This window comes from Pseudomonas sp. CROZ-RG-20F-R04-15 (genome assembly GCF_022662375.1).
Lineage (GTDB): Bacteria > Pseudomonadota > Gammaproteobacteria > Pseudomonadales > Pseudomonadaceae > Aquipseudomonas.
In genome coordinates this window covers 160,504-173,485 of sequence record NZ_JAKNQL010000003.1, presented here as the reverse complement: position 1 = coordinate 173,485, position 12,982 = coordinate 160,504, and the positions used below count along the sequence as shown (strand labels likewise).

At 59.7% G+C, this 12,982-nt stretch carries 10 protein-coding genes; 6 read left to right on the top strand and 4 right to left on the bottom strand.

Annotated features, from left to right (window positions below; genetic code table 11):
• The 3 genes from L8H52_RS06840 (at position 1) to L8H52_RS06830 (ending at position 3,606) form a co-directional block, all read left to right on the top strand.
• Entirely contained in the window at positions 1 to 1,218 is a 1,218-nt protein-coding gene (locus L8H52_RS06840) for a mandelate racemase/muconate lactonizing enzyme family protein (RefSeq protein ID WP_242206260.1), read from the top strand.
• Between the two features lie 66 nt (positions 1,219 to 1,284).
• Positions 1,285 to 2,898 carry a GMC family oxidoreductase N-terminal domain-containing protein gene (locus L8H52_RS06835; RefSeq protein WP_242206258.1) on the top strand — a complete coding sequence of 538 codons (1,614 nt, stop codon included), beginning with the start codon at positions 1,285 to 1,287 and terminating at the stop codon, positions 2,896 to 2,898.
• Between the two features lie 102 nt (positions 2,899 to 3,000).
• Positions 3,001 to 3,606, top strand: coding sequence for a DUF6338 family protein (locus L8H52_RS06830; RefSeq protein WP_242206256.1), 606 nt, complete (start codon positions 3,001 to 3,003; stop codon positions 3,604 to 3,606).
• A gap of 139 nt (positions 3,607 to 3,745) precedes the next feature.
• Here the strand turns inward: L8H52_RS06830 and L8H52_RS06825 are convergent, their stop codons facing one another.
• Positions 3,746 to 4,645 (bottom strand): LysR substrate-binding domain-containing protein, encoded by a 900-nt coding sequence (locus L8H52_RS06825; RefSeq protein WP_242206255.1) that lies wholly within the window; start codon positions 4,643 to 4,645, stop codon positions 3,746 to 3,748.
• Between the two features lie 119 nt (positions 4,646 to 4,764).
• Between L8H52_RS06825 and L8H52_RS06820 the strand changes: the two genes are divergently transcribed.
• On the top strand, positions 4,765 to 6,132 hold the full coding sequence (locus tag L8H52_RS06820; RefSeq protein ID WP_242206253.1) for an MFS transporter: 1,368 nt from the start codon (positions 4,765 to 4,767) through the stop codon (positions 6,130 to 6,132).
• 30 nt (positions 6,133 to 6,162) lie between these two features.
• Positions 6,163 to 7,437: a glucarate dehydratase family protein gene (locus L8H52_RS06815; protein ID WP_242206250.1), complete on the top strand. Its 1,275-nt coding sequence runs from the start codon at positions 6,163 to 6,165 to the stop codon at positions 7,435 to 7,437.
• A 112-nt stretch (positions 7,438 to 7,549) separates the two neighbouring features.
• Here L8H52_RS06815 and L8H52_RS06810 read toward each other — a convergent pair whose 3' ends face one another.
• A complete protein-coding gene (locus tag L8H52_RS06810; protein WP_242206248.1) occupies positions 7,550 to 8,434 on the bottom strand; it encodes a LysR substrate-binding domain-containing protein in 885 nt (294 codons plus the stop codon).
• A 157-nt stretch (positions 8,435 to 8,591) separates the two neighbouring features.
• On the opposite strand from L8H52_RS06810, the gene L8H52_RS06805 reads away from it, so the two are divergent.
• On the top strand, positions 8,592 to 11,618 hold the full coding sequence (locus tag L8H52_RS06805; protein ID WP_242206246.1) for an FAD-binding and (Fe-S)-binding domain-containing protein: 3,027 nt from the start codon (positions 8,592 to 8,594) through the stop codon (positions 11,616 to 11,618).
• On the opposite strand, the gene L8H52_RS06800 is transcribed toward L8H52_RS06805, so the two are convergent.
• Both L8H52_RS06800 and L8H52_RS06795 read right to left on the bottom strand, forming a co-directional pair.
• Positions 11,551 to 12,237, bottom strand: a complete 687-nt coding sequence (locus tag L8H52_RS06800; RefSeq protein ID WP_242206244.1) for a paraquat-inducible protein A — start codon at positions 12,235 to 12,237, stop codon at positions 11,551 to 11,553. The two genes, L8H52_RS06805 and L8H52_RS06800, sit on opposite strands and share 68 nt — an antisense overlap.
• On the bottom strand, positions 12,234 to 12,830 hold the full coding sequence (locus L8H52_RS06795) for a paraquat-inducible protein A (RefSeq protein WP_242206243.1): 597 nt from the start codon (positions 12,828 to 12,830) through the stop codon (positions 12,234 to 12,236). The genes L8H52_RS06800 and L8H52_RS06795 overlap by 4 nt, the downstream gene beginning before the upstream one ends.
• Positions 12,831 to 12,982 lie beyond the last annotated feature (152 nt).

Below are 12,982 nucleotides of genomic sequence, written 5' to 3'. Positions count from 1 at the left end.
ATGAAAATCATCGCCCTTGAAACCCATATCGTTGCCGTACCGCCACCGCACATCGGCGGCATGTACTGGCTGTTCGTCAAGCTCAAGACCGACTGCGGAATCGAAGGTGTTGGTGAGATCTACGCCGCGACCTTTGGCCCGAAAGCGATGCTGCCGATCATCGAAGACGTGTTCGAACGCTACCTGCTCAATCATGATCCGCACCACATCGAACGTTTCTTTCGCCAAGCCTATTCCAGCGGATTCACCCAGCGTCCCGACCTGACCATGATGGGTGTGGTCAGCGGTCTGGAGATGGCCTGCTGGGACATCATCGGCAAAGCGGCGAACAAGCCGGTGTACGAACTGCTCGGTGGCAAGGTCAACGAACGCCTGCGTTCCTACACCTACCTGTACCCGGTCAACAGCCGTGGCGAGTACGACTACGACGACCCGGATCTGGCCGCCGAGTGCGCGATCGAGAACATGAACAAAGGCTTCACCGCCGTGAAGTTCGATCCGGCCGGGCCTTACACCGCGTACTCCGGGCACCAGATTTCCCTGGAAGTGCTGGAACGCTGCGAAACCTTCTGCCGCAAGATCCGTGAAGCGGTGGGCGACAAGTGCGATCTGCTGTTCGGCACCCACGGGCAGATGGTGCCGTCGTCGGCAATCCGCCTGGCCAAGCGCCTGGAGAAATACGACCCGCTGTGGTTCGAGGAGCCGGTGCCACCGGGCCAGGAAGAAGCCATGGCGCAAGTCGCGGCGAAGACCAGCATCCCGATTGCCACCGGCGAACGCCTGACCACCAAGTACGAATTCTTCAAGCTGTTGCAGGCCGGCGGTGCGTCGATTCTGCAGATGAACGTGGCGCGCTGCGGCGGCCTGCTCGAAGCCAAGAAGATCGCCAGCATGGCCGAAGCCTACTACGCGCAAATCGCCCCGCATCTGTACAACGGACCGATTGGTGCGGCGGCGAGTTTCCAGTTGGCGACCTGCACACCGAACTTCCTGATTCAGGAAAGCATTGAGACCTGGGGCGGCTTTCACGCCGAAGTACTGACCAAACCGTTGCAGTGGGAAGACGGCTACATCATTCCGTCCAGCGAGCCGGGTCTTGGGGTCGAGCTGAACATGGACGTGGTGCGCCGGCATTCGCCGTACACCGGTGAGCGGCTGCACTTGCAGATGGCGCCGACCCCGGTGGATGTGAAAGACACCTCGCCAGCTCGCGGCTGACACGGCAGGCGCAGTTCCTGTGGGAGCGAGCCGAATTTTGTATAACGACTTACGCGGTAACCGTGCATGACATACGACTACATCATCGCTGGCGCTGGCGCCGCTGGCTGCGTGCTGGCCAACCGGCTCTCGGCCTCGGGCAAACACACCGTGCTGTTGCTGGAAGCCGGCGGCAAAGACAGCTCGCTGTGGTTCAAGATCCCGGTCGGCTTTGCCAAAATGTATTACAACCCGACCTTCAACTGGATGTATTACAGCCAGCCACAAAAGCAATTGGGCAACCGCGAAATCTACGCCCCGCGCGGCAAAGTGCAGGGCGGTTCCGGGTCGATCAACGCGATGATCTACGTGCGTGGCCAGGCTCATGACTTTGATGACTGGGCCGCCAATGGCAACGACGGCTGGGGCTTCAAGGATGTGTTGCCGTACTTCCGCAAACTGGAAAACCATCCGTTGGGTGACAGCGATTATCACGGTGGCAGCGGCCCGATCAGTATTACGCCGATGAAGGGCCAGACTCACCCGATCTGCGATGTGTTTCTTGAGGGCTGCTCGGAAATCGGCTATCCGCGCAGTGAAGATTTCAACGGGGCAAAGTTCGAAGGGGCGGGTCTCTACGACGTCAACACCAAGAACGGTCAGCGCTGCTCCAGCAGCTTCGCGCATCTGCATCCGGCACTGAAACGGCCGAACCTGACCGTCGAGCATTTCGCGCTGGTGGATCGGGTGTTGTTTGATGACGCGCAACAACGTGCGACCGGAATCTCGATTACTCAGCATGGTGTGGTGAGAACCTTCACCGCACGCAAGGAAGTGATCTTGTGTGCGGGTGCCGTCGACACGCCGAAAATTCTGCAATTGTCCGGCGTGGCGGACAGCGCGTTGCTGGCCAGGCACGGCATTCCTCTGGTCAGACACCTGCCGGCCGTGGGGCAGAACCTGCAGGATCACCTGTGCGCCAGCTATTACTACAAGGCCAATATCCCGACGCTTAACGATGAGCTGAGTTCGCTGTTCGGTCAGTTCAAACTCGGCGTGAAATACCTGCTGACGCGCAAGGGCGCCCTGGCCATGAGCGTCAATCAGGCCGGTGGTTTTTTCCGTGGCGACGCGCAGCAGAATCATCCGAACCTGCAGCTGTATTTCAACCCGCTGTCGTACCAGATTCCAAAAAACAACAAGGCCAGCCTCAAGCCCGAGCCGTATTCCGGCTTCCTGCTGTGCTTCAATCCGTGCCGGCCGACCAGTCGTGGGCATATCGAGATCGCCTCGAAAAATCCCCGGGACGCGGCGCTGATCGATCCGAACTACCTGAGCACGCAAAAGGACATCGACGAGGTCATTCAGGGTAGTCGTCTGATGCGCAAGATCATGAACGCCCCGGCGCTCAAGAGCATCACGGTAGATGAGGTTTTACCGGGGCCAGCGGTGGAAACTGACGAGCAGATGTTGCAGTACTTCCGCGATAACTGTGGCTCGATCTATCACCTCTGTGGTTCGTGCGCGATGGGCGCTGACGAGCAGACGTCGGTGGTCGACAAGCGGCTGAAGGTGCACGGTTTCGACGGGCTGCGGATTGTTGATGCGTCGATTTTTCCGAATGTGACCTCGGGCAATACTCACGCAGCGGTGTTGATGGTGGCGGAGAAGGGCGCGGATCTGATTTTGCAGGATGCGTAATGAGTGGTGACAGTTGCGCGCGAGGGTTTTCAGCGGTGTGCACTAGGCTTTTGAGGGGCGGTCGATAGTCAGATCGGCCGGTCTTTCAAGGAGCCTCGGATCATGGATGATCTGGTCAAAGAAGTTATTCCGCTGTTGCAGTACCTGATTCCCGGTTTTTTGTCGGCGTGGATTTTTTATTCGCTGACGGCTTTCAAACGACCCGATACGTTTGGGCAGATCGTGCAGGCGTTGATTTTTACGTTTGTGATTCAGGGCGCGGTTTTGGGGATTGGGGCAATTTGTCTGTGGGTGGGTTCGAAAGGCTTTTCTGTAGGGAAATGGGATGCTCGGGCGGAAGCGTTGTGGGCATTTATTGTTTCAGTATGTCTCGCCGGGCTTTTCTGTTATTTGGCTTCAAACGGGATGTTGCATGTGTGGCTACGCAAGCGACACCTGACACGCAAAAGCTCCCATCCTAGCGAGTGGTACAGCGCTTTTGAGCGACAGGATCGCCTTGTCACTTTGCAACTGAATGACGAGAGGCGATTGTTTGGCTGGCCTTTGGAGTGGCCCTCAGGTCCATCGGAAGGGCAATTTATCTTGCTAAATCCACAATGGCTTGGCGATGGTGGCGAGCTGATCACTTTTGGCGCCGAATTAATGGTGATAGATTCCTCAAAAGTTCAGTGGGTCGAATTCAATTCTGTCGAGGAGGTTGTTTCATGAGCGCAAAAGCACCCAATCCCATGCCACCTCACGTGGCGCGTCTCTTCGTGGGCCCAGACGGCAAGCCATTGGCAAAACCGCTGGTCAAAGGGCCGAGCGCGCCCCCTCCACCAAAGCGCTGATCAGCACCGTCAACCTTTCAGCCCCACCCCTCAGCCACCGCCCGGCGAATCGCTTCCAGCAACATCGCAAACGCCGGGTTGTCGTTGTTCTCCCGCCAGATCAGATGCAGCTCGCTCTGCACCCCTTCGCCCAGATCGATATCGCGAAACACCACATTTCTGAACACCACACTGGTCGCACAACGCGGCACCAGCGCCAGACCCATGCCCGCATTCACCAGTGCCAGAATCGTCAGCGACGACCCCAGCCACTGCACGTAATCCGGTGCAACCCGGGCCGAGCGCAGCATGCCGGTCAGCAGTTCGTTGAACGGCGGATAAGCGGCGTGGGAATACATCAGAAATGGCTGCTTATCCAGATCGCTTACGGCCACTTCAGCCGCGCTCGCCAATGGATGACCACTCGGCACCGCCAGTACAAACGGCTCGCGCACCAGACATTCAGTGGCATATCCCGGCTCGAGTAATGGCGCACGGGCGATGCCCAAATCGATGCGTCGCGCGCGCAGGGCTTCGTGCTGCTGGTAAGTGTTCATCTCCGACAGATCGATTTTCACCTGCGGCTGTTTCAGTCGCGCCTCGGCGATGACCTTGGGCAGAAACTCATACACCGCGCTGCCGACAAAACTGATGTTCACCGACCCGATATCACCTTCGGCAAACCGTCGGGCGGTGACCGCCGCTTGCTGCGCGCGCTCCAGCAGGTTCTGTGCTTCGATGAAAAAAGCCCGGCCGGCGGCGGTCAGCGCGACGCTGCGGGTGCTGCGGGTAAACAGTTCGACGCCCAAGTGATGCTCAAGCAACTGGATCTGCCGGCTCAGTGGCGGCTGGGTCATGTTCAGTCGCTCGGCGGCGCGGCGAAAGTTGAGTTCGGTGGCGACAGTGGTGAAGCAGCGCAGTTGAGTCAGTTCGAACATTGATCTAATCCGGGTATCAATCGAATGCCAAGTTAGATTAGACGGGATCAATGATCGCCGTCCATGATCGGTCCATCGCTTTACGCCATCCCTAAAAAAACAAGATCGGGAGTCGCCCCTTGAAAACCCTCCAGAGTCCGCTGGACGTCACGGTACTCGCCCGTGCCGCCGCCAAGGTCAAGCGCCACGTGCTGCCGCTGTTCGTGGTGATGTTCATCGTCAACTACATCGATCGGGTCAACATCGGTTTCGTGCGCAGCCACATGGAAACCGATCTGGGCATTGGCGCGGCGGCTTACGGCCTCGGCGCCGGTTTGTTCTTTGTGGGCTACGCACTGTTCGAAGTGCCGTCCAACATGCTCCTGCAACGTTACGGCGCGCGGGTCTGGCTGACGCGGATCATGTTCACCTGGGGCGCCGCCGCCATGGCCATGGCCTTTGTCAGAGGTGAAACCAGTTTCTATGTGCTGCGCTTTATTCTCGGCGCGGCCGAGGCGGGGTTCTTTCCGGGGATCATTTACTACTTCACGCAGTGGCTGCCGGCCTCCGAGCGCGGCAAGACCATGGCGGTGTTTCTCAGTGGTTCGGCGATTGCTTCGGTGATCTCCGGCCCGGTCTCCGGTGCGCTGCTGCACATCAGCGGGTTGGGCCTGCATGGCTGGCAGTGGATGTTCTTGATCGAGGGCGCGGCGTCGGTGGTGCTTTGCGGGTTTGTCTGGTTCTGGCTGCAATCGCATCCGCGTCAGGCCAAGTGGCTGAGCGAAGAAGAGCGCGAAGCGCTGGTGGCGGCGATTGCCGAGGAGCAGCGCGCTCGTGAGGCGGTGCAAGTGGCCAAACCGTCGATGTTCAAACTGTTGGCGGATCGGCAGATCGCGCTGTTCTGTTTCATCTACTTCTCCATTGCCCTGACCATTTACGGCGCGACGTTCTGGCTGCCAAGCATGATCAAGAAGATGGGCAATCTCGGTGACTTCCAGGTTGGCCTGCTCAATTCGATTCCGTGGATCATCTCGATTGTCGCCATGTACGGTTTCGCGGCGATGGCCGGCAAGTGGAAATTCCAGCAAGCCTGGGTTGCGCTGACGCTGGTGATTGCGGCGATCGGCATGTTCATGTCGACCACTGGCGGGCCGATTTTCGCCTTCGTCGCGATCTGCTTCGCCGCCATCGGTTTCAAGGCAGCGTCGGCATTGTTCTGGCCGATTCCGCAAAGCTATCTGGATGCGCGCATCGCCGCTGCGGTGATCGCGCTGATCAACTCTATCGGTAATCTCGGCGGTTTCGTCGCACCGACTGCATTTGGTTTTCTTGAACAAACCACCGGCTCTATCGAGGGCGGCCTGTATGGCTTGGCTGGCACGTCGCTGATCGCGGCAGTGGTGATCTTCTTCGCCCGCACGGCGCCTGGCGCGAAAGGCAAAAACCTCGCAAAGCCGCATGAGGTCACCGCCGTTGTCGCGACGGCCGGCCCGGCTGCGAGCCATTGAATTGATTGTTGATCTGTCAGGAGCGTTATCTTGAAAATCACCCGTGTCACCGTGACCCCGATTGCCTTCCGCGATCCGCCGCTGCTCAACGCCAGCGGCATCCACGAACCCTTTGCGCTGCGCTCGATCATCGAGATTGAAAGCGACAACGGCTACATCGGCCTCGGCGAAAGCTATGGCGATGCCCCGGCGCTGGCGATCCAGCAGCAGTTGCAGTCTCAGCTGATCGGCCTCGATCCGTTCAACCTCAACCAGTTGCGCGCGATCGTGCAGGCCACCGTTGCCGCCAATAAACCTGCGAGCCTTGCCGGTGCCGAACTGGCGCCCGGTTCTCACGCCAGCAAAGCGGTGAGCAATGCCTATTCGGCGTTCGAAGTGGCGTTTCTCGATTTGCAGGCGCATTACCTGAATGTGCCGCTGGTGGACCTGCTCGGCGGTGCTATTCGTGATGAAGTGCCGTTCAGCGCCTATCTGTTTTTCAAGTACGCGCAGCATGTCGATTCGCCGTACAAACCGGACAATTGGGGCGAGGCGCTCAGCGAGCAACAAATCGTCGCGCAGGCTGCGCGGATGATCGAGGCGTACGGGTTCAAAAGCATCAAGCTCAAGGCCGGCACGTTGCCGCCGGAGCATGAAGTGGCATGCATCAAGGCCTTGAAAAAAGCCTTCCCGGGCTATCCGCTGCGCATCGATCCGAATGGCAACTGGTCGCTGGAAACGTCTATTCACATGGCTGAATTGCTCGGCGACGACCTGCAGTATTACGAAGATCCGACCCCGGGCCTCGATGGCATGGCCGAACTGCACAAACGCACCGGCCTGCCACTGGCGACCAACATGGTGGTCACCGACTTCGACGAGTTCCGTCGCAGTGTTGCGCAGAACAGCGTGCAGATTGTTCTCGCCGACCACCATTACTGGGGCGGCCTGCGCGACACGCAGACGCTGGCGAAGATGTGCGACGTGTTTGGTCTCGGCGTGTCGATGCATTCCAATTCACACCTGGGCATCAGCCTGATGGCGATGGCGCATGTGGCGGCGGCGGTGCCGAATCTGGATTACGCCTGCGACACCCATTACCCGTGGCAGGAGCCGGATGAAGAGGTGATCAAGGGCGGCAAACTGCCGATTGTTGATGGCTGCGTGAAGATCACCCGCGCGCCGGGGCTTGGCCTGGAACTGGATCATGAGCAATTGGGCAAGCTGCATGATCAGTACCTGACGTGCGGGATTCGTCAGCGTGATGATGTGCGGCAGATGCAGCGCTATAAGCCGGACTGGCAGGCGGTCAAACCGAGGTTTTGAGGTTGTCTCTGCTGGCCCCTTCGCGAGCAAGCTCTCTCCCACATTTGATCTGTGGCGTTCACAAATCCTTTGTGGGAGCGAGCTTGCTCGCGAAAAGGGGCGACTCATTCCTTCAGAGTGTATGAATCAGCCAATCGCGAAACGCTTTCAGCGACGGTAAATTTTCATTGCGCGGCGGATACACCAGGTAATAGCTGCGCCGACTGGTAATCGGCTCGCCCAGTTGTAGCAACTCGCCGCTGAGCAACTCATCCTCCACCAGAATCCTCGGTACCAAACCGACACCAATATTCGCCCGCACCGCCTGAATCAAGTGCGAGGTCATTTCAAAGCTCGGCCCGATGCGCATGCTACGGTGCGGCAAACCGTGATGGCTGAACCATTCCGCCCACGCTTGGGCATTGCTGCTGACATTGAGCAGCAGTTGCCCGGCAATCTGCTGTTCGGCGTCATTGCGCTCGGCGTCAGACAGCTGCGCACTGGCGATCACCACCAGTTCTTCAGTGTGCAAGGGCAGGGCGGTCAGCCCCGGCCATTCACCGCCCCCGACGCAGATCGCTGCGTCGATTTCGCTGGTATCGAAGTCGATTGCGCCGATACGCGAATGCAAATGCACGGTCATGCCCGGGTGCGCGGTGTAGAAATCCTTGAGGCGCGGCAGCAACCATTTCGAACCGAAGGTCGGCAGCGTCGCCAGGCGCAAGCTGTGAATGCCCGAACCAAACGCCATCGCCTGCAAGGTCGCGCTGCGAATCTGCCCCAAGGCTTCGGCGAGCTCGCGCTGATACATGCGCCCGACGTCGGTCAGCACCACTTGCCGGCCTTCGCGGCTGAACAAGCGCATGCCGAGCATTTTCTCGAGAATCTGCACCTGACGGCTGACTGCACTTTGCGTCAGCGACAGTTCGTGGGCTGCGCGGGTGTAGCTTTCGTGACGCGCGGCCGCCTCGAAAGCCAGCAATAACGACATGGATGGGGTGAGCGTGCGCGGATTCATTCGTAAAAGTCATCAATAGCGGGTCGAATTTACGGTTGTCCCAGCGTCCTCCAGCAATGAACATGGGCACCCTGAGATGGCGGAGCCTGACGCAATCATTCGTTGCGTACAACTGTTCACCGCCACACGGCCCGATTTGACCGAGATAACCTGACCGATGATTGCCCAGCTGTCCCCCGCCAAAGCCCTGACCAGCGATTACCAGCAGTTCCTCAAAGCCCTGAAGGCCAGCGGCTTTCGCGGTGAAATCAGCGCCGATTACGCCAGCCGCGTGGTGCTGGCGACCGACAACTCGATCTATCAGCGTCTGCCGCAAGCAGCGGTATTTCCGCTGGATGCCGATGACGTGGCGCGGGTGGCCCGACTGATCGCCGAACCGGCGTACCAGCAAGTGGTGATTACTCCGCGCGGCGGTGGCACCGGCACCAACGGCCAATCGCTGACGGACGGCATCGTCGTCGATCTGTCGCGGCACATGAACCGCATCCTCGAAATCAACGTCGAGCAGCGTTGGGTGCGGGTCCAGGCCGGGGTGGTCAAGGATCAGCTCAACGCCGCGCTGAAATCCGCCGGGCTGTTTTTCGCCCCGGAACTGTCGACCTCCAACCGCGCCACCGTCGGCGGCATGATCAACACCGATGCCAGCGGCCAGGGCAGTTGCACCTACGGCAAGACCCGCGACCATGTGCTCGAACTCGACATGATCCTGCGCGGCGGCGAACGTCTGCACGCTCAGCCCCTGGAAGAAAACGAGCTTGCAACGCTGTGCGCTCGCGAGGATCGCGTCGGTGAAGTCCATCGTTGCGCGCGGCAGATCATTGATGAGCAGGGCGAGCTGATCAAGGCGCGTTTTCCCGATCTCAACCGTTGCCTGACCGGTTACGACCTCGCGCACCTGCGTGAGGCGGACAATCGTTTCAACCTCAACAGTGTGTTGTGCGGCGCCGAAGGCTCGCTGGGATTTGTCGTCGAGGCGCGGCTGAATGTGCTGCCGATCCCCAAACACACGATGCTGGTGAACATCCGCTACGCCGGGTTCATGGACGCGTTGCGCGATGCGCGGGCCTTGATGGCGCTCAAGCCATTGTCGATCGAAACCGTCGACTCGAAAGTGCTGTTGCTGGCGATGCAGGACATCGTCTGGCACGGCGTCGCCGAGTATTTCCCGGAAAGCGCCGAGCGCCCGACTCTGGGTATCAATCTGGTGGAGTTCTGCGGCGACGATCCCGAGGATTTGCAGCGCCGGGTCGAAGCATTCGTCGAACACCTGAGCCGCGATCAAACCGTTGAGCGCCTGGGTCATACGCTGGCGGTCGGTCACGCGGCAGTGAACAAGGTCTACGGCATGCGCAAACGTGCGGTGGGCCTGCTCGGCAACGTCGCCGGGGAAGCGCGGCCGCAGCCGTTTGTCGAAGATACTGCGGTGCCGCCGCAACACCTGGCCGAATACATTGCCGAGTTGCGCGACCTGCTCGATAGCCACGGTTTGCAGTACGGCATGTTCGGCCACGTCGACGCGGGCGTGCTGCACGTGCGGCCGATTCTCGACATGAAAGACCCGCAGCAAGCGGCATTGGTGCGTCCGGTGTCTGATGGCGTTGCCGCGTTGACCCAACGTTATGGCGGCCTGTTGTGGGGCGAGCACGGTAAAGGTCTGCGCTCGGAATACTCACCGGCATTCTTCGGCGAGTTGTATCCGGCGCTGCAAGCGCTGAAAGCTGCATTCGACCCGTTCAACCAGTTCAACCCAGGCAAAATCGCCACGCCGGCTAACAGCGACGCGGCGCTGCTGAAAATCGATGAAGTCACTTTGCGCGGTGAACTCGATCGGCAGATCGACGAAAAAGTCTGGCAAAGCTACGGCGCGGCCATGCACTGCAACGGCAACGGCGCCTGCTACAACTTCGATCCCGATGACGCCATGTGCCCGTCGTGGAAAGCCACCCGCGAGCGTGCGCAGTCGCCCAAGGGCCGCGCCTCGTTGATTCGTGAGTGGCTGCGTTTGCAGGGCGAAGCGGGCGTTGATGTATTGTCCGATGTGATTCGCCAACCGGCATTTTTCAGCTCGTTGTGGCAACGCTGGCGTAACAGTCGCTCGGCTTCTGCAGACTTTTCCCATGAAGTCTACGACGCCATGGCCGGTTGCCTGGCGTGCAAGTCCTGCGCGGGGCAGTGTCCGGTGAAGGTCAATGTGCCGGAGTTTCGTTCGCGTTTTCTCGAGCTGTATCACAGCCGTTATCTGCGTCCGGCGCGGGATTATCTGATTGCCTCGCTGGAGTACAGCATTCCGTACATGGCGCGGATTCCGGCGCTGTACAACGGTTTGATGGGTGCTTCGTGGGTGCGCGGCCTGCTGGAAAGGGTCGGCGGCATGATCGATGTGCCGTTGCTCAGCCGCTTCGATTTTCACACTGCGATGCGTCGCTGGCAGGTGCAACCGGCAACGGTTTCGACGTTGTCGGCGCTGACCCCGGCGCAACGCGAGCGCAGTGTGGTCATCGTGCAGGACGCCTTCACGCGTTACTTCGAAGCGCCGTTGCTGGCGGATCTGGTCGAACTGATTTCACGGCTTGGCTATCAGGTGTATCTGGCGCCGTTCAGCGCCAACGGCAAGCCATTGCATGTGCAGGGCTTCCTCTCGGCGTTCAACCGCGCGGCGTTGCGCAACGCTCGGCAACTGCGTGAGTTGGCAGAGGTGGGCGTGCCGTTGGTGGGGCTCGATCCGGCGATGACCTTGGTGTATCGCCAGGAATACCTGAAAGTCCCCGGTATGCAGGATTGCCCGGAAGTGGCGCTGGTGCAGGAGTGGTTACTCAAGGTCATGCCGGAGCAGGCACCGCAGGATGCAACCGCGTCGTTCCGGTTGCTCGCGCACTGCACCGAAAAAACCAACGCCCCGGCCGCGACCCGGCAGTGGGAACAAGTGTTCGAGCGTGCTGGTTTGAAGTTGGCCACACAAGCCACCGGCTGCTGCGGCATGTCCGGGACTTACGGCCACGAGGCGCGCAATCGCCAGACGTCAGCGGTGATCTACGAGCAGTCGTGGGCTCGTCAGATAGAGGCGCCGGCAGAGCAGGGTGAAGCCTTGGCGACGGGTTATTCCTGCCGCAGTCAGGTCAAGCGCCAGTCGGATCAGGCACTGCGTCATCCGTTGCAGGTGCTGCTTGAGGTTCAACGTCGCTGAGGTCGTCGCCCGTGTTCTGGTCCCAGATCAGGCGCGGGTCGAAGCTCATCGCCGCGAGCATGGTGAACACCACGACCAGGCCGAAAAACAGAATGCCCGGTCGTGGCTCGATATCGCCCAGCGCCTGAAACTTCACCAGTGCCGCGACCAGCGCCACCACCAACACGTCGAGCATCGACCAATAGCCGATCAGCTCGACGAAACGGTACAGCTTCGAGCGCTCCTTGCGCGCCCAGGCGCTGTCGCGCTTTACCGTAATCAACAACAGCGACAGGGCGACGAACTTGATTCCCGGCACCGCGATACTGGCGATGAAAATGATCAGGGCGATGTCCCACGCACCCGCCTCCCAGAACTCCAGCACGCCGCTCATGATCGTGCTGTCGGCGCCATTGCCGAGCATCACCGTATTCATCACCGGCAGCAGATTGGCCGGCACGTAAAACGCCAGAGCGGCGAACATGTAAGCCCAGGTGCGCGTCAGCGAGTTGGTCTTGCGTCGATGCAACGGGGCGTCGCAACGCGGGCACTCATGCGGCTCGTCGCTCATGTCGCAGGCCAGCCCACAGCTGTGGCACAGGCACAGGTTGAGCTCGCTGGCGGTCGGTGGTCGCTTCATAGAATGTCCCAGAGGTCGCGGATGTCGCGGCCAGCAATCCTGATCATCATCAAACTCAGTGCCGCCAGCGCAAACAGGCCGATGCCGGGCAACACATCGAGCAGCCCGGCGAGTTTGAACACCGCCACCATAGCGCCAAGCAAACATACTTCGAGCATGCTCCACGGGCGCAGGGTTTCCAGCCAGCGCATGCACACCTTGAAACCCGGTGCGCGTTGCGATGACAGGGCGAAACTCAGTACCCAGACCAGCAGCACCAGTTGAAATGCCGGGGCAATGATGATTGCAATGGCTGCGACCATGGCGATAAAGGTAATCGGTCCCTGACTCAGCGCCAGCACCGAATCCCACAGCGTCGCGCTGTTTTTCAGGCCCTTCATGCTGATGCTCATCACCGGGTAGAAATTGGCGAACAGCCACAGCACCGCCGCCGTGAACGTCAGGGCCAGACGCTGTTCCACGGTCAAACCGTTGAAGCGCTGCAATACGCCGCCGCAACGCACGCACGAGGTTTTCTGGTGTTTGGCCAGCACGACTTTTTCGTACACGCAGTCGCAGTGCTCGCAAATGATCAGGTGTTCGGTGTTGACCATGGACAACGCTCGACAGCAGGCCGCAAAGGCGCGGCAGACCTGATCACTATAGAAGCCTGAGCCTATTGGGCAACTTGCCGGGTCGAGGTTTTTTTGAGAATCACTTTCGTTTGAACGTGGTTATTTGCTTTTTAGTGTTATAAGGTAACGCA